General features: G+C 50.6%; 15 protein-coding genes, 3 tRNA genes and 1 other annotated feature. Of the genes, 6 read left to right on the plus strand and 12 right to left on the minus strand.

All coding sequences use genetic code 11. The features are described 5' to 3' along the window. Positions 1 to 6: 6 nt before the first annotated feature. The 3 genes from CWI84_RS09720 (at position 7) to CWI84_RS09730 (ending at position 293) form a co-directional block, all read left to right on the plus strand. Positions 7 to 82: transfer RNA gene (locus CWI84_RS09720), tRNA-Glu, on the plus strand. Positions 83 to 114: 32 nt separating this feature from the next. Then, positions 115 to 190, plus strand: a tRNA-Glu gene (locus CWI84_RS09725). 27 nt (positions 191 to 217) lie between these two features. Next, positions 218 to 293, plus strand: a tRNA-Glu gene (locus tag CWI84_RS09730). Positions 294 to 295: 2 nt separating this feature from the next. Here the strand turns inward: CWI84_RS09730 and CWI84_RS09735 are convergent. Next, positions 296 to 865, minus strand: coding sequence for an arylesterase (locus tag CWI84_RS09735; protein ID WP_241968769.1), 570 nt, complete (start codon positions 863 to 865; stop codon positions 296 to 298). Positions 866 to 943: 78 nt separating this feature from the next. Here CWI84_RS09735 and CWI84_RS09740 point away from each other — a divergent pair, with 78 nt between their 5' ends. The 3 genes from CWI84_RS09740 to CWI84_RS09750 all read left to right on the plus strand — a co-directional run bounded on the left by CWI84_RS09740 (position 944) and on the right by CWI84_RS09750 (position 5,088). Continuing rightward, positions 944 to 1,612: an ABC transporter ATP-binding protein gene (locus CWI84_RS09740; protein ID WP_126842404.1), complete on the plus strand. Its 669-nt coding sequence runs from the start codon at positions 944 to 946 to the stop codon at positions 1,610 to 1,612. 1 nt (position 1,613) lies between these two features. Beyond that, a complete protein-coding gene (locus tag CWI84_RS09745) occupies positions 1,614 to 4,121 on the plus strand; it encodes an ABC transporter permease (protein ID WP_126842405.1) in 2,508 nt (835 codons plus the stop codon). A 61-nt stretch (positions 4,122 to 4,182) separates the two neighbouring features. Continuing rightward, on the plus strand, positions 4,183 to 5,088 hold the full coding sequence (locus CWI84_RS09750) for a TIGR01777 family oxidoreductase (protein WP_126842406.1): 906 nt from the start codon (positions 4,183 to 4,185) through the stop codon (positions 5,086 to 5,088). Positions 5,089 to 5,094: 6 nt separating this feature from the next. On the opposite strand, the gene CWI84_RS09755 is transcribed toward CWI84_RS09750, so the two are convergent. The 11 genes from CWI84_RS09755 to CWI84_RS09805 all read right to left on the minus strand — a co-directional run bounded on the left by CWI84_RS09755 (position 5,095) and on the right by CWI84_RS09805 (position 16,051). After that, positions 5,095 to 5,394 carry a YciI family protein gene (locus CWI84_RS09755; RefSeq protein WP_126842407.1) on the minus strand — a complete coding sequence of 100 codons (300 nt, stop codon included), beginning with the start codon at positions 5,392 to 5,394 and terminating at the stop codon, positions 5,095 to 5,097. A gap of 14 nt (positions 5,395 to 5,408) precedes the next feature. Next, complete coding sequence (locus CWI84_RS09760) at positions 5,409 to 5,960, minus strand: inner membrane-spanning protein YciB (RefSeq protein WP_126842408.1); 552 nt, start codon at positions 5,958 to 5,960, stop codon at positions 5,409 to 5,411. A 3-nt stretch (positions 5,961 to 5,963) separates the two neighbouring features. Next, a complete protein-coding gene (trpA, locus tag CWI84_RS09765; protein WP_126842409.1) occupies positions 5,964 to 6,773 on the minus strand; it encodes a tryptophan synthase subunit alpha in 810 nt (269 codons plus the stop codon). Continuing rightward, positions 6,770 to 7,969, minus strand: coding sequence for a tryptophan synthase subunit beta (trpB, locus tag CWI84_RS09770; RefSeq protein ID WP_126842410.1), 1,200 nt, complete (start codon positions 7,967 to 7,969; stop codon positions 6,770 to 6,772). Before trpB ends, trpA begins: the two co-directional genes overlap by 4 nt. Then, complete coding sequence (trpCF, locus tag CWI84_RS09775) at positions 7,966 to 9,378, minus strand: bifunctional indole-3-glycerol-phosphate synthase TrpC/phosphoribosylanthranilate isomerase TrpF (protein WP_126842411.1); 1,413 nt, start codon at positions 9,376 to 9,378, stop codon at positions 7,966 to 7,968. The genes trpB and trpCF overlap by 4 nt, the downstream gene beginning before the upstream one ends. Beyond that, positions 9,378 to 10,382, minus strand: a complete 1,005-nt coding sequence (gene trpD, locus CWI84_RS09780; RefSeq protein ID WP_126842412.1) for an anthranilate phosphoribosyltransferase — start codon at positions 10,380 to 10,382, stop codon at positions 9,378 to 9,380. Before trpD ends, trpCF begins: the two co-directional genes overlap by 1 nt. Then, a complete protein-coding gene (locus CWI84_RS09785; protein WP_126842413.1) occupies positions 10,369 to 11,016 on the minus strand; it encodes a glutamine amidotransferase-related protein in 648 nt (215 codons plus the stop codon). Before CWI84_RS09785 ends, trpD begins: the two co-directional genes overlap by 14 nt. After that, positions 11,013 to 12,638, minus strand: a complete 1,626-nt coding sequence (locus CWI84_RS09790; RefSeq protein ID WP_275540941.1) for an anthranilate synthase component 1 — start codon at positions 12,636 to 12,638, stop codon at positions 11,013 to 11,015. The genes CWI84_RS09785 and CWI84_RS09790 overlap by 4 nt, the downstream gene beginning before the upstream one ends. A gap of 51 nt (positions 12,639 to 12,689) precedes the next feature. After that, positions 12,690 to 12,797 (minus strand) — a sequence feature (Trp leader region). A 126-nt stretch (positions 12,798 to 12,923) separates the two neighbouring features. Further along, positions 12,924 to 14,474 carry a S10 family peptidase gene (locus tag CWI84_RS09795; RefSeq protein WP_126842414.1) on the minus strand — a complete coding sequence of 517 codons (1,551 nt, stop codon included), beginning with the start codon at positions 14,472 to 14,474 and terminating at the stop codon, positions 12,924 to 12,926. A gap of 71 nt (positions 14,475 to 14,545) precedes the next feature. Next, complete coding sequence (locus tag CWI84_RS09800) at positions 14,546 to 15,364, minus strand: substrate-binding periplasmic protein (RefSeq protein ID WP_157981016.1); 819 nt, start codon at positions 15,362 to 15,364, stop codon at positions 14,546 to 14,548. A gap of 75 nt (positions 15,365 to 15,439) precedes the next feature. Next, a complete protein-coding gene (locus CWI84_RS09805; protein ID WP_126842416.1) occupies positions 15,440 to 16,051 on the minus strand; it encodes an FMN-dependent NADH-azoreductase in 612 nt (203 codons plus the stop codon). Positions 16,052 to 16,133 lie beyond the last annotated feature (82 nt).

Consider the following 16,133-nt stretch of genomic DNA (forward strand, 5'->3'; position numbering starts at 1 on the left):
TATTGCGTCCCCTTCGTCTAGAGGCCTAGGACACCGCCCTTTCACGGCGGTAACAGGGGTTCGAATCCCCTAGGGGACGCCATTTCATCTACCACGCGGAACGAGTATCGTTGCGTCCCCTTCGTCTAGAGGCCTAGGACACCGCCCTTTCACGGCGGTAACAGGGGTTCGAATCCCCTAGGGGACGCCATTTTCGTCACGCACACTTCAAGTCCGGGTCCCCTTCGTCTAGAGGCCTAGGACACCGCCCTTTCACGGCGGTAACAGGGGTTCGAATCCCCTAGGGGACGCCATCTTATTGTTTACTTTCCTGTTTTACCAAATCCAATAGATACGGTTCCAAGAAGTCGGCGATCAGCGGTTGCGCTTTTGCTGTTGGATGAATACCGTCATCTTGAATCATTCCTACTTTACCCACCAAGGGTTTCATGAAAAATGGCACCAGCGTAATACCTTGCTGATCAGCAATCTGTTGGTAGGTTTGGTTAAACATTTCCGCAAATCGTGGACCATAATTAGGCGGCAACTGCACCTCACTGAGCGCGACGCTAACCCCCTGTTGCTGCGCAGCATCAATAATTTGGTTTATACGCTGGCGTAATTGGCTCAAGTCAAAGCCCCGCAGGCCATCATTGCCTCCTAGCTCGACAAATATCGCCGCAGGCTGATGCTCGGCTAAAATGTTGTCTAAGCGGTTCAGCGCTCCTTGGGTTGTTTCACCGCTAATACTGGCGTTGATGATCGTCAGGTTGGGGTGGGCTTGTTGCCAACGTTGTTGTAATAATGATACCCATGTTTGGTTTTTTGCGACGCCATAGCCGGCACTTAAACTGTCTCCCAAAATGACCAGTGAGTCATTTGCCAAAACTGGCCGTATAAGAACCACAAGAAAGATTACTAAAAGCCAGTGTAGGCCATAAAATTTAGGGGTTTTTGTCATAGTATGCTCATTAAAACAACGCAATTAGAAAAACGGGTTGAAACCTCCGAGGGTCCACTGCAAATACTGCACCCGATTGATTTACAGATCAACGCAGGCGACAGTGTCGCCGTTGTTGGCGCTTCAGGGTCGGGTAAATCGACCTTATTGTCGTTGCTTGCAGGACTTGACTTGGCGAGCGCAGGGCGCGTTGAAATTGACGGTGAAGATTTACAGCAACTCGACGAAGAACAGCGAGCTAAGGTTCGTGCCGACAAAATTGGCTTTATTTTTCAATCGTTTTTGCTCGTCCCCAGTCTAACTGCGCTAGAGAATGTGATGTTACCTGCTGAGTTAGCCGGAAATAGCGAAGCTCGGCAACAAGCCAAGCAAATGCTCGACAGCGTCGGCTTAGGCGAGCGCGCTCACCATTATCCCAATCAATTGTCTGGAGGTGAACAGCAGCGAGTAGCGATTGCGCGAGCGTTTATTGGCAAGCCGAAGATCTTATTTGCCGATGAGCCAACGGGCAATTTAGACGCTAAGACAGGGGAAAAGATTGAGCAATTATTGTTTCAATTAAACCAGCAACAGGGCACCACATTGATAGTCGTGACTCACGACAACAAGCTTGCGCAACGCTGTTCACGCAAGTTAACCATGGCTGCAGGTCGGCTGACCGAGGAGCAGTGATATGTGGGCGAGAATTTCTCTACGCTTGTTACGCCAAGAATTAAAGCGCGGCGAGCTGACAGTGATGGCGCTGGCGATTGTGTTGTCGGTGACCGCGGTGCTGTCATTATCGGTGTTCAGTGACCGCTTGCAGCAAGGGTTGATGAACCGCAGTAGCGAGTTTTTGGCCGCCGACCGCGTGCTAAGTTCACGCCGCGAGATCCCTCAGCAGTGGTTGGATAAAGCACAATCCATGCAACTTAGTGTGGCTTGGAAAGTAATGTTTAACTCAATGGCTTATGCCAAGCAACAACTGCAACTAGTGGATATCAAGGCGGTCAGCAAGGGGTATCCACTGCGCGGTCAGCTGAAAATTGCGCAGCAACCTTTTGCTGAAGGCCAAGCCACCACAAAACTCCCAGAAACAGGTCATGCTTGGGTGGATTCACGGCTACTGCAATCGTTGCAATTAACCATTGGCGATCGCATCGAGTTAGGGCGCTCCAGCTTTATTATCAGCCAAGTACTCAGTTACGAACCCGATGTGGGCTTTTCGGTGTTTACCGACAGCCCGAATGTGCTAATCCGCCGCAGCGATTTGGCTGCCACGGGGTTGATTCAACCAGGAAGCCGCGTCCGCTATAACTTGCTGCTCAGCGGCAGCGAACAAAACCTAGCCGATTATTATCAGTGGCTGAAGCCCAAACTTAACGGTGACACTTACCGCTGGCGTAGTGTCGAAGATGGCGATTCACCGTTGGCGCGGTCGCTCCGTCGCGCCGAGCAATTTATGTTGTTGGCTAGTTTGTTGGGTGTGATTTTGGCGGCTACTGCCGTTGCTGTAGCCGCGCAACGCTACTGTCAGAGAAATTATGACGTAGTGGCGATACTCAAAACGCTCGGTGCGGGCACGTCCACGATTCGGAAAATTTTCATTTTCCATTTACTGATGTTGACCTTACTCAGTATCGCTATTGGTTGGCTATTAGGCTGGGCGATTCAAGCTGCAGTTATTCATTACGTTGCGCAGCAGCTCGGTGAAACCCTTCCGAACGCAGGCTGGCAACCTTATGCGTTGGCAGCAACCACGGGGTTTGTGAGTGCGGTTATGTTTACCCTGTACCCATTGTTACGATTATTAACCATTCCGCCATTGCGCGTTTTACGCCGCAATTTAAGTAGCAGTCTAACGGCTCGGTGGTTGCAATGGCTATTCTGCGGCGGCACGATTTATTTTTTATTGGTGATCTACAGCCAACAATGGTGGTTGTCCACCGCGCTATTTGCCGGCGGAGGCGTTGCGGTAGCTATTTTATTACTGATCAGCCGCGGTTTTATTCGGTTATCGCGGCAGGCGGGAATGCAAGCCGGCAGTGCTTGGCGCTTGGCCATGGCTGGGTTACAGCGGCGAGCGAGTAGCAACAGCGTACAGATGTTGAGCTTCGCTACCGCAATCATGCTGCTATTACTGGTGATCGCGTTACGTAACGAGTTACTGAATGATTGGCAGCGACAGCTTCCGGCGGACGCCCCCAATTATTTTGCGGTGAACGTTGCAGCAGATGACGTGCAAAATATGCAACAAAGATTTGCCGAGCAGGATGTTGAAACAACCGACTTCTATCCCGTTGTGCCCGGACGTTTAACGCATATAAACGATATCGTTTTGGTTGATGAGGCCAGCAAAGAAGGACCTGAAAAGCAGCCGCAACAGGAAGTCCGAGAAGGTGTTGGACGCGAGTTGTCGCTAACTTGGCGAGAAACGTTACCACCGAATAATGAGGTGGTTGATGGTGCCTGGTGGCAACCAAATGCGAACCCGCAAGTTTCAGTAGAAACGCGCATTGCTGAGCGGTTGAAAATTGCGTTAGGCGACCAACTGACATTCGATATTGGCGGTGAGGTATTCAGCGTCCCAGTAACCAGTATCCGAGATGCTGACTGGAATTCACTGCAACCCAATTTCTATATGATCTTTAATCCGCAAACGCTAGCTGACTTTTCTACCAGCTATATCACCAGCTTTTATTTACCTGCGGCGCGCAAAAACGAATTGTATTCGTTGTTAAAACCCTACCCAGAAGTCTCGCTTATTGACTTGGACGCGATTGTTGCTCAATTGCGAGAGGTTGTAGCGCAAGTCAGTCTGGCGATTATTTATGTACTGGTGCTAGTCATTATTGCAGGTGCATTGGTGCTGGTTGCGCAGGTGCAAGCAAGCATGGAAGAGCGCCAAAAAGAGTTGGTTATTCTGCGTACGTTAGGTGCACCGGGTACGTTGTTGCGACGCAGTGTCAGCTATGAGTTCCTCATTATGGGCGCGATCAGTGGGTTGATTGCCAGTATTGCGATGGATCTCTCGTTAGCGTTATTGCAAACCCAAGTGTTTGGCATGGACGCCATTTGGCATTGGCGCTTCTGGTTAATTGGACCTTTGGCGGGGGCGATTGTTGTTGCCCTGCTAGGGCGGCTATCGTGCCAACAGTTGCTGCGTAAAAATACCGCGGAATTGATTCGGCATTGGGTGTGATTGACTACACTAGGATTTAATCACCACTACCTGGGTCACTGATTATCTGGCGGAGGAGTCTATGAAACTGTTAATGACTGGCGGCACGGGGTTAATTGGTAGAGCCCTGATCAACCGCTTGCAGCACCGTTATCACATTACTGTGATCACGCGCTCACCGACCAAAGCTTACCGCTTGCTGGGACATGACGTACATGCGATTCGTTCGATTGATGAGTTGCCGTCGTTGAATGACTTCGCGGCGGTCATTAATTTGCAGGGTGAGCCGATCGCGGATAAGCGTTGGAGTGCCAAACAAAAGCAAAAATTGCAGCAAAGTCGTTGGCAGATAACGCGCCGTTTGGCAGCCATGATTGCGCAGGCGGAAGCCCCGCCTGATGTTTTCTTGAGTGGCTCCGCGATAGGCTATTATGGACCTCAACAGAGTGATGTAAAAGTCACTGAAGCGGAGCATACCACGCACTATGATTTCGCCCATGAGCTTTGTGCTGAATGGGAGCAGCTAGCGTTTGCGGCCGAGAACGACCATACCCGCATCTGCACGCTTCGTACTGGCGTAGTGTTGGCGCCGAAGGGTGGGGCACTTAAGAAAATGCTACCGGCCTACAAAATGGGATTGGGTGGCCCCATGGGCAACGGTCAGCAGATGATGTCTTGGGTACACTTAGACGATGAAGTGGGGATGATAGAAACGCTATTGGACAACGACCAAGCCCAGGGTGCATATAATCTTACAGCCCCAGAACCAGTGAGTAACCAAGTGTTTAGTGAGACGTTGGCGGAGGTACTAGGACGCCCGCATCTCTTCAAGGTACCTGCCTTTGTATTGCAACTGATGTTGGGGGAGATGTCGAGCATGTTGTTAGAGGGGCAAGCAGTTTACCCAAAACGCATGCAGCAGTTAGGTTATCGATTCCGCTATCCGCAGCTAACAGAGGCTTTGCAAGCCTGTATTAACGCTCGCTAAGCGCTACTAAGGTAGCGCCTTGCGAAACGGTTTTACGGTCACCTGCCGATAGACACCCGCGTCGATGTATGGATCGGCTTCGGCCCACTGTTGTGCGCTCTGCAGATCATCAAACTCAGCGATGACCACTGAGCCAGTGAAGCCCAGCGTGCCGGGATCTTCCTCTGCAATAGCTGGGCAAGGGCCGGCAACTAATAATCGGCCATCCTCTTGTAATGCTGTTAAACGCGCCAAATGCGCGGGGCGCGCTTGTTGCCGTTTAGACAGCGAGTCTGGATGGTCTTCAGCAAATATGACGAACCACATCGTTGAGGCTCCTATTATTGTTGTAGTTGTTCTGGATCATGTTGCTTCGCACGTTGGTAAAGAAAAATACCACTGGCGATGGATAACAGTAAGAACAACGAAATAACCCCAAATACTTTAAAGTTGACCCAAGCAGACTGACTCCAATTGACCGCGATATACCAATTGACGGCGGCAATTGCCAGTAAAAACAAGGCCCAGCCATAGGTCAGAATTTGCCAGTCTTTTTTCGCCACTTTGATATCGTTGCCAAAGAGACTTTCCAGCGGGCTTTGCTTACGCCACCAAAGCGTTCCAACCAAACCCAGCGCCATCAATAAGTAAATGATGCTGACTTTGATTTTTACAAACCAGTCATCATGTAACACTAGAGTAAACGCCCCGAATACCATGACTGCACCAAGTATGACCCAGTGGCGTCCAGTAACAGGACTTTTTAGCCATTTAAGCGCGATGATTTGCACTAATGTGGCGGCCATTAATACTGCGGTTGCCCAATAGATATCCGCGGCCTTGTAAACCACAAAAAATGCGATTAACGGCAAGTACTCCAACATCAGCGCCACAGTTTACTCCTTCAGGGTTGCTGCTTTCATTTTGGCGACAAATTGCTGCAAAGCCGCCAATCGTTGCGGATCATTTTCGAGGTTTTTCTCAATGATTGCAACGACTGCAGAACCACTAATAGCCCCCGCAGCTCCAGCGGCGATGGCAGCGCTGACATGGTCAGGAGTGGAAATACCAAAGCCGAGTAGGCAGGGTGCTGCCTGAAGTGACTTAAAGCGTTGCAGCAAATGCGTTGCCGGGCTTTGCATCGCAACGTCAGTACCGGTAACGCCAGCGCGACTGAGCAAATAAATATAGCCCTCGCTGTGTTGGGCAATTTGTTGTTGCAGGGCGTCTGATGCATCAGGGGGCGCGATAAAGATCGGTGCGATGCCGTGACGTTTGGCAGCAGCGGAAAAACGGATTCCCTCGCGAACGGGGGTATCTGCCAGTAACACGGAATCGACCCCCGCCTCGCGCAGTTGCTGATAGCTATTATCTACACCTTTAGCAAATAGCAAATTAGCGTAGGTGAGCAAGCCGATCGGGATATCGGCGTCATAGGCGCGGATTTCACGCAATATCTGCAAGCAGTCTTGGAATTTGGTACCCGCCTCCAATGCGCGAATGTTGGCACGCTGAATGACCGGGCCATCGGCAACGGGATCACTGAATGGCATGCCTAATTCCAAGGCGTCTGCACCGCCATCAATCAGCGCCTTTATCTGGGCAATACTGGCTTGTGGTGTCGGGTCGCCTAGTGTAACAAAAGGCACAAAGGCGCCTTGCTGTCGCTCAGCTAAGCTTGCGAAGCGGGCTTGATAACGGCTCATGCTGACTCCTGTTGGGCTGCGAAAATTTTGCGGACATGCTCAATATCTTTGTCGCCGCGACCGGACAGATTGACTAATAGAATTTCTGGGGCATCTGGCTCAGCGGCACGACGCAATGCATACGCCAGTGCGTGAGCAGATTCCAATGCGGGAATGATTCCTTCGTAACGGCTAAGTAATTGAAATGCGGTTAGCGCTTCTGCGTCCGTCACCGATTCATAACGGGCACGACCAATGCTTTGCAAATGGGCATGTTGAGGACCGACACCTGGGTAGTCTAAGCCTGCAGAAATCGAATAACTTTCCTCAATTTGCCCCTCGTCGTCTTGCATCAAATAAGAAATACAACCGTGCAAGATGCCCGGTTTACCGGCTGCTAGCGTGGCGCCATGTTGGTGGGTACTCAAGCCTTTGCCGGCAGGTTCAACACCAACAAGCTCAACGCCATCTTCATCAATAAAGTCGGCAAACATTCCGATAGCATTAGAGCCACCGCCAACACAGGCTATGACTTCGTCGGGAAGGCGTCCTGCTTGCTCAATAATTTGCTGCTTAGCCTCTTCACCAATCATTCGATGAAATTCACGAACGATCGTCGGAAATGGATGTGCGCCTGCGGCAGTACCAAGCAAATAATGCGTGCTTTGGTAACTGGCCGTCCAATCGCGTAACGCTTCGTTTACGGCATCTTTGAGGGTACCGCTTCCAGCGTCGACAGGCACCACTTTCGCGCCCATCAACTCCATTCGAAAGACATTCGGCTGTTGCCGTTCAACGTCTTTTTTACCCATGTAAATGACGCAGTCTAAATCGAGCAGGGCACACGCCAGTGCGGTTGCAGTGCCGTGCTGGCCGGCACCTGTTTCTGCAATAATGCGAGTTTTTCCCATACGCTTGGCTAACAACGCCTGACCTAGCACCTGATTGGTTTTGTGCGCGCCACCGTGCAGCAGGTCTTCGCGTTTAAGATAAATTTTACAGCCATTAGCACGCTCTAGTGGCAAATTTTGGCACAACGATAATGGCGTTGGGCGACCCAGATAGTCTTTCAGTAACGCCCGAAACTGGCGCTGAAAGTCGGCATCGTTTTGCGCCTCAATAAAGGCTTGTTCTAGTTGGTCCAGTGCCGGTAATAGAATTTCTGGCACAAATTGCCCGCCAAAATCGCCGAAATAGGCTGAATATGTGGATGTCATGATACCTCCTGCAAAGGTACGGCTTTACTATCACGGCCGTACTGTCGAATCTGTTGAAACGCTAAACGTATTTTTGCTGCATGCTTTTGCCCAGGGCGAAACTCTAATGCTGAGTTCATATCGACACTGCTAACCCCTGTATTGAGTGCCTGAGTAACGTTCTCGGCACCGATGCCACCGGCTAGAATTAACGCTTGTGGATCGCCAAACTGTTGCAATTGCGCCCAGTCAAAACTTTGCCCAGTGCCGCCACGACCATTGTCTAACAAGTATTTATCTGCGCGCAGATCGGGCAGCCGATCGATTGCGCTGGCATCTAATGCCTTCCATATCTCAACCCCCGCTAGACCTTTTTGAGCCAGTTGTTTGCGCAGTTCGCTGACATAATCGATATCTTCATGACCGTGCAACTGAATGGCTGCTAAGCCTAGACTGTGCGCGTGCCGACAAACCTCGGCAACGGCTTGGTCAGCAAAAACTCCAACCCAGTGCAGTTGCGGTGCGGCTGCAATAATCGCGTTGGCGCGCTCAATATCAACACAGCGTGATGAATGGCTGACAAAAATCAGTCCGGCATAGTACGCGCCAGCGGCCGCAGCCACCATGGCGTCGGCTTCTCGGGTAATACCGCAGACTTTGTGTTTGCCGAACAATAGGGCTTTGATGGCCTGTTCGATATTGCTCGCCGCAGATAACGCACTGCCTACCAGGAAACCGTCTACGTAAGGGGCGGTTTGGCGGATCGCGGCATGGTTATCAAATCCCGATTCAGCAACTAATAAGGCATCGCTAGGCGCCAATGGTGCCAGTTCGGCACTGCGTCTTGGATTGATCGAAAGATCGGTTAAGTCGCGATGGTTGATACCAATAATTTTAGCCCCTAAGGCGGCGGCACGGCGCATTTCAGCCTCGTTCGCTACTTCAGTGAGAACATCTAATTGCAGACTCTCTGCAACGGTCGCAAGGGCACGATATTGCTCATCAGAAAGTACCGATAACATCAACAAAACAGCGTCAGCGCCAAATAAGCGTGCACGATAAACTTGCTCGGGTTCAACAAAAAAGTCTTTGCACAGTACTGGAATATTCACCGCCGCGCTCACTGCGCTGAGGTACTCATAACAGCCTTGAAAGAATTCGGGTTCGGTTAACACACTGATAGCGGCAGCATACGGTTGGAAACTGCGAGCTAGCGCCACTGGATCAAAGTTTTTACGTAACAGACCTTTTGATGGTGAAGCCTTTTTACACTCCAGAATAAAGCCCGCATCAGGCTTGTTGAGTGCGGCATATAAACTGCGCTCACTGGGTTGTAATTGGCGTTGGTAACTTGCCAGTGGGTACTGCTCAGCCTGCTGCAGGTTTTGCTGCTGCTTGTGTTCAATAATGGTGGTTAAAATATTACTCATTAGCTGACCTTCGGCAATTGAATAGCGGTTAAATAGCGGCTAGCCTCGCCACTTTGTAGATGACTGACAGCGGCTTCTGTAGCCTCATTAAAGTTTGCTGCTCTGCCTGCCATTACCAATAAAGCGGCAACATTCATCGCCACCGCATGCGTTTGAGCGGTGTTACCTTGGCCGGCAAGTATGGCTTGCGTAATCGTAGCGTTAAAACGCGCATCACCGCCCTTTAGTGCCGCCACAGGTTGTTGTTGTAAGCCAAAATCTGCGGCACTGAGTTGGTACTCATGCAACGCGCCGTCGCGCAATTCTACCACTTGTGTTGGGCCGTGCAGAGCAAGTTCATCTAAGCCGCTACCGTGGACCACCATCGCCCGTTTAACGCCCAACAGGCGCAGGCTTTCCGCCATTGGCCGGCACCAGTCAGGATGGTAAACCCCCAATAGTTGGATATCAGGCGCTGCGGGATTTACCAGTGGCCCAATCAAATTGAACAGGGTGCGGGCCTTTAAGGTTTGACGCACGGGCATGACATTTTTAATGCCAGGATGGTAATGCGGTGCAAACAGAAAACAGAAACGTTGCTGCGCCAATGCGCTAGCAGCTTGTTCAGGGTCGACTTCGACGGCGATACCGAGTTGCTCTAACACATCGGCTGAACCCGATTTAGATGAAACACTACGGTTGCCATGCTTGGCCATGGTTAAGCCCATACTGGCTGCGGCCAGCGCAGCAGTAGTAGAAATATTGAAGCTGTTACTGCCATCGCCGCCGGTGCCGCAACTATCGCAGACTAACGCGTTAGGTCGCGTTATCATTTTTGCTGCCGAGCGGATGGCTTGAGCCGCACCAGCAAGTTCTTCGGAGGTCTCACCGCGCATTGCCATAGCGACAACAATGGCGGTCATTTCAATGTCATTAAGTTCGCCGCGCACCAAACGCTTAAACAGCGCATAGCTATCGGCTTGTGATAATCGTTGTTGGTTAAGGAGTGCTTTAACTAACTGCATGACTGGCTCCTACGCGACGGGTTTGTGCTAAGTAACTGACACTGGCTTGCAATAACGCTGGGCCTGTGGTGGTCAAAAGCGATTCTGGGTGAAACTGAAAGCCCAGTGCCGAGCCATGATAAAACTCAGCGGCCATTGGGATGGCATCGGTTGGGCCTTGCACGGTGGCTAGCACATTAACGCTGGAGGGTAACTGGTAACCACTTAACGAGTGGTAGCGGGCAACCCGCAGATGATGCTGGGTAGCCACGTCATCGAACACGGGATGGGGGCGACATTGTATGGTTGAAGCTTTGCCATGAACGATTTCACCACAGTGCTCGACAGCTCCGCCACTGTGTAGACAGAGGGCTTGAAAGCCCAAGCAAATGCCAAGCATTGGGATACGTTCAGCACAGTGCTCGATGACCGCCATCAAACAGCCAGCATCGCGCGGGTGGCCTGGTCCAGGGGATAACACCAGCAACTGCTTGCCATCGAAGTCATCTAGCGCTTGGCAAAGTAGCGCCGCATCGACGTTATTGCGGTATACGGTTAGTGGTATGCCGAGCCGTTGCAGCTCATCGACCAAGTTGTAACTAAAGGAGTCGATGTTATCTAGCAAAACGATGCGGTCAAAGGCTGAGTTTGTCATAGGGCTAACTCCTGATTCGCGCTTTTAATCGCGTTGATAACGGCTTGCGCTTTGTTTTCGGTTTCGGCAATTTCGCTGGCAGCAATGGAGTCGTGGACGATGCCTGCGCCGGCTTGAATAATTGCCCGTTGGTTCTGTACAAAGGCTGAACGGATAACAATGCAGGTATCCATATCGCCATTTCCGGTTAAGTAACCCACGGCGCCGCCATAACTGCCCCGGCGTTGTTTCTCTGCCTGCCGCACTAAATTAGCGGCACTGACTTTGGGGGCGCCAATGAGGGTACCCATGTTCATACAGGCTCGATAGGCGTGAAGCGCATCAAATTTTGCGTCAAGTTTCGCCACCACCCGAGACACCAAATGCATAACATGCGAGTAACGGTCTACTTGTAGTAAGTCCGCCACATAGCGGGTTCCAGGTTCGGCAATCCGCGCTAAATCGTTGCGCGATAAATCAACCAGCATCAAATGCTCTGATAATTCTTTCTGGTCGAGGCGCAGGTCTAACTCCAAACGGCCATCAAGATCTAAATCAATGTTGCCATTTTTGTCTTTGCCGCGTGGACGTGTACCGGCGATGGGATAGAGTTCTACTTGGCGGTTGGCCGCGGTAAATTTTAATGCTGACTCGGGAGATGCACCGAATAGCTGGAATTCACTGGCTTGTAAGAAGAACATGTACGGCGATGGGTTTTGCTGGCGGAGGTAACGATAAGCACTAATGCTATCAGCACAAGCGATGCTGAACCGGCGTGATGGTACCACCTGAAAAATATCACCGTTGCGAATATGGCGTTTCATCTCACTAACAATGTCCGCATATTGTTCTGCGCTGGGTGCGGCGTCAATGTCGTTTGAGACTGATTGCGGAGCGGGTTGATAGTCGCTCCGCAATTGACAGTGAGCGGCGAGGGTTCCTAACCGCGCCAATAGTTGCTGGCGCCGCTGTTGTAGCTGCGGCCCACTGAAAAGACTGCCTAATAACTCGGTTGTCTGTTGCTCGTGATCGATCACCACCAAGGTTTCGGCCAAGTAGAACTGGTAGTCCGGGCATGAGTTTTCGCCGTCGGGGACAGCTTGTAACGGCTCAAACGTGGCCAGTAGGTCGTAGGCAAACACGCCACCAAGAAATACCGCTAACGGGTGTTGCTGGGCGGCTGCATTACTTTTTTGTAGACCTTGTTGGAGCGCCCGCAAAGGCTCTAAATTGCTTGGCGCCAGCAGCCGCTGTTGTTCATCTTGTAACGTCGTTGTCGGGGTTTGAGTTAGCACCTCTATCTGCAGGCTCGACGATTGCTGTTCAACTTGGAACAAGGTTGAGCGGTTTTGTAGTTCTGTTGCTAACCAAGCGAGTAACACTTCACCATTGGTAGTGATTGCTTGTACGCTGATGGTGTGGCCTTGGCAAATCAGTTTTAGTGCTGGATCGACAAGAAGTAGACTTTTTAACTGCTTTTTGCTGTTGATTTCTGCCGACTCTAACAACATGCAATCATTGCTTTGCTGGGCTAGGGTTGCGAACAGCTGCAATGGATCGGCGGTGTACGGTATTGCCATTTGCAGGCTGGTTATTTGCCCTAGCTGTTCGGCTTCGGGTTTGGATTGTTCTACTGCGTTCACCTTATGGTTCCTTCTCACTCTAATGCTATCTGGTCAGAGCGGGCAGTAGAAACAAAAAAGCCCGCTCAAACGGAGCGGGCTTTGCGACTTCGACTGTTTAGTTATTTATAAACACGCCAACACCGCCCGCTGGTTCGGGAAGTGCCACCACCAATTCATGGTTGTTAATGGGCGTGCTGGTTGCATAAAAATCAATATCCAAGTCGGTTAAATACGTTTCATCAAAGGCCAAGATGTCTTGACTGAGCAGTCACAATAAGTGCCTACTCGCTTGTTGTCAAGAGTCTATTGGCCAGTTTTTATTGAGTATTGAGCAGCTTGTCCAGATTTTGGAATGGCTTGCAAAATAAACTCACGTAATGCTTCATTGGCTTTCTGAAGGTCTTCACGGCGTAAATACATCATATGACCACTTTGATAACCGTGAAATTGCAAGCGGTTGTCTAACTGACCACTGGGATCGATATGCCGCAACGAGTATTTGGCATCAAAGTAATTTGTTGCGCCGTCAAAATAGCCTGATTGGATCATCACCTGCAGGTAAGGGTTTTCAGCCATTGCCGAACGCAGATTTTCACCAACATGATTGTTGCTGCGGTCCCACGGATGAACGGGGCCAAATACTTGATATTTAACATCTGTCGAGAACTGCAATTCGCGGCGCACATAGTCGTTCATCGCTGGCGCAAAGGCTTGTTCCCAGGCGCTGAGTTCGGCATTGTAATCGGGTGAATCGCCGCTGCGTTTGGCATCTATACCGAGGTAGCGTGAATCCAATCGGCCAATTGTGCGATCCTGCTCGCGGAGTAGATCTTTCCAGAAAAACTGGGGCGAAATACGCAGATGGTTAGCAGCAACGCTTTGTTCGCTGAGGCCAGAGTATTTCGCGACCTCTGCAATCAACTGCTGTTTGCGTTGTTGCGGCAGTGCAGAGCCCAACGCAAGCGCCGGTAGGTACTGTTCTACAGTAAATTGTTCGACTTGCTGTAAAAGCTGCTGTAGCGGCAGTTTTTGTAGCTCTGGAGCTAGCTGTTTATGGTACCAAGCTGTTGCGGCGAAATAGGGCAAACGGTTGGCTTGCTTTACTGGACCGTCGCGACGAATACCGAGATCAGTCGGTGAGACCAGAATGACGCCGTTAAAAAACATCCAGTGACGCTGTTGCATGGCCTTGGCTAACCCTGAAACACGCGTGGTGCCATAGCTTTCGCCGATAAGAAACTTGGGGGAGGTCCAACGCTGGTAACGGGTTACAAAGGTATTAATCCAATCCGACAGATAGTTAATATCAGCATTGACGCCAAAGAATTTCTTCTGTTGTTGTTCTTTACTCGGATATTTGCCGTCTTTATCGGGTAAAACGCGAGAATAGCCGGTATTTACCGGGTTCACGTAAACGATGTCGGCAACGTCTAATAGCGAGTAGGGGTTATCTTGATAACCGAATGGCTGAACCGGATAACCCTCATCGTTGATTTTTAAGGTCTTCGGACCCGTGTAGGCTAAGTGCATCCATAGCGACCCCGAACCCGGTCCACCATTAAATGAAATCACCAAAGGGCGCTTAGCGTTATCGTCAACATCTGAACGCTTGTAGTAGGTGAAAAACAATGTCGCTATGGCATTCCCATGTTCATCCCACACCGGCTGAGTTCCTGTGGTTGCGGTGTATTCGACGCTATCACCACGAATATCAACTTGGTGTTCGGTGGTGACCGTTTTCTCAATAGGGATATTGATAGCGGCTTGTTCTAACGCGTTTGTGTCTTGCGCTATTGCGGGGATTGCGCTGACTAAAAACAGTCCAGCGAGTAGCTTACGAAAGTGCACTGTCATACGGGTTTCCTTGCCGATAATACGTGCCTCCAGTATTCGATGGAGTCACGGTAGATGCAAGTTAACTGCGGTCAGAGTACGGTATTTGCCGTTGAGCGGCCATCAGCCTGGCACAGCAGGGGCGCATCGGCGTGAATGGTAGAGACGCCTTTTAGCATGCCATATTTGCTTTGTAGGCTGGTGTAGGTGCCGTCCGCTTTAAGCCGTTGAATTCCCTTTTCAAGTTGTTGGATGTAGCGCTTTGCGTTCGGGTTGGTAGGAGAGAAACCAATATAAATTGGTTCACGATCGACGGTCCCGGCGGCTCGCAAAGAAATCTCATGACCACGCCACTGTTGCATTTGATAATTGAGCACTCGCTGTTCTTCGACAAACACGTCAATTCGGTCTGCGGCTAGCAAGTTGAGTAATTGTAATAGCGGCTGCTGCCCGTAAACGCGTGTTACTGAAAGCGTTCTGACGCGCTCGTTGTCAACAACGTCAGCCAAAAAGTTGCCGTAAGAGTAGCCGGCAATGATTCCCAATCTCATATTAGCGAGCGACTCTGGACGCTGGTAACGCCAGTTACTGTCGGTAGTGGTATAGGTTTGGTGAATGGCGTGCAACAACGGCGTTTTTGGCAATAAAATTGGTCGCGCCTCATATTGTCCGACGCCTAATAACCCTTCCGCGTTGTTTTGGTGCACGCTTGCTATTGCACGTTGCCAGGGCTGAATTCGGTAATTAATGCGGTGGCCGAAGGGTTGCAACGCACACTGAGCGACCTCCACCAAAAAACCGGGATACTGCGTATTAGGTTTGCAGTTGTAGGGGCACCACTCATCAGCCACCATGGTTAAGGTGTCTGCTTTTGCTGACGGGCAGAAAAAAAGCCCTGCTACCACTGACATTACGAGACACATACTTCGCATAACGTCAGTGTAAGAGGGCTTTAGCGCGAATGACTATATGACATCCGGAAGATTTTACGCGGTCAAGCTTTGCTCAATTTCTGCTTTCGCAGAGGCAAGCGCGCGCTCTTTGTTTTCTGGGCTCAGATTCACACCCTCGGCACGGATAATCTCGATGTCATCAAGCCCGATAAAGTTAAACGCCGCTTTAACGTAACTTTCTTGGTGGTCTAACGCTGCCGCTGGACCTTCACTATAGATACCGCCACGGCCAGACGCGACGATGACCTTTTTGTTACGCAATAAGCCGACAGGTCCTTGTTCAGTGTATTTAAAGGTCGTACCGGCTTGTAAAACACGGTCAAACCAGGCTTTCAGCTGGGTTGGGATGGTGAAGTTATACATCGGCGCTCCCACCACAATAATGTCGGCGGCAAACAGTTCCTCTAATAATTGCTCGGTTAAAGCGAGAGCTTGTTGCTGAGCTTCAGAACGCTGTTCGGCATCCATCCCCGCCGCCATTAACATCTCACCTGACAAATGCTCTGGCGCTTGGGCGATAAGGTCACGCTGAACAACCTTGGCGTCTGGGTGGCGACGTTGCAGATTAGCAACGATATTAGCGGTCAATTGGCGAGTGACTGATTGCTCAGCAAACAAACCAGCGTCTAGTTGTAAAATATTCATTAGATATTCCTTCTGTAGCAAGGGGTAAAATTTATCTGCTGCAAAGGATAAGGTTGTTCTGTTTTTGTGTGTAGTAGGCTAA

Origin of the sequence: Idiomarina tyrosinivorans, from assembly GCF_003987475.1 — a bacterium.
Classification (GTDB): Bacteria; Pseudomonadota; Gammaproteobacteria; order Enterobacterales; family Alteromonadaceae; genus Idiomarina; species Idiomarina tyrosinivorans.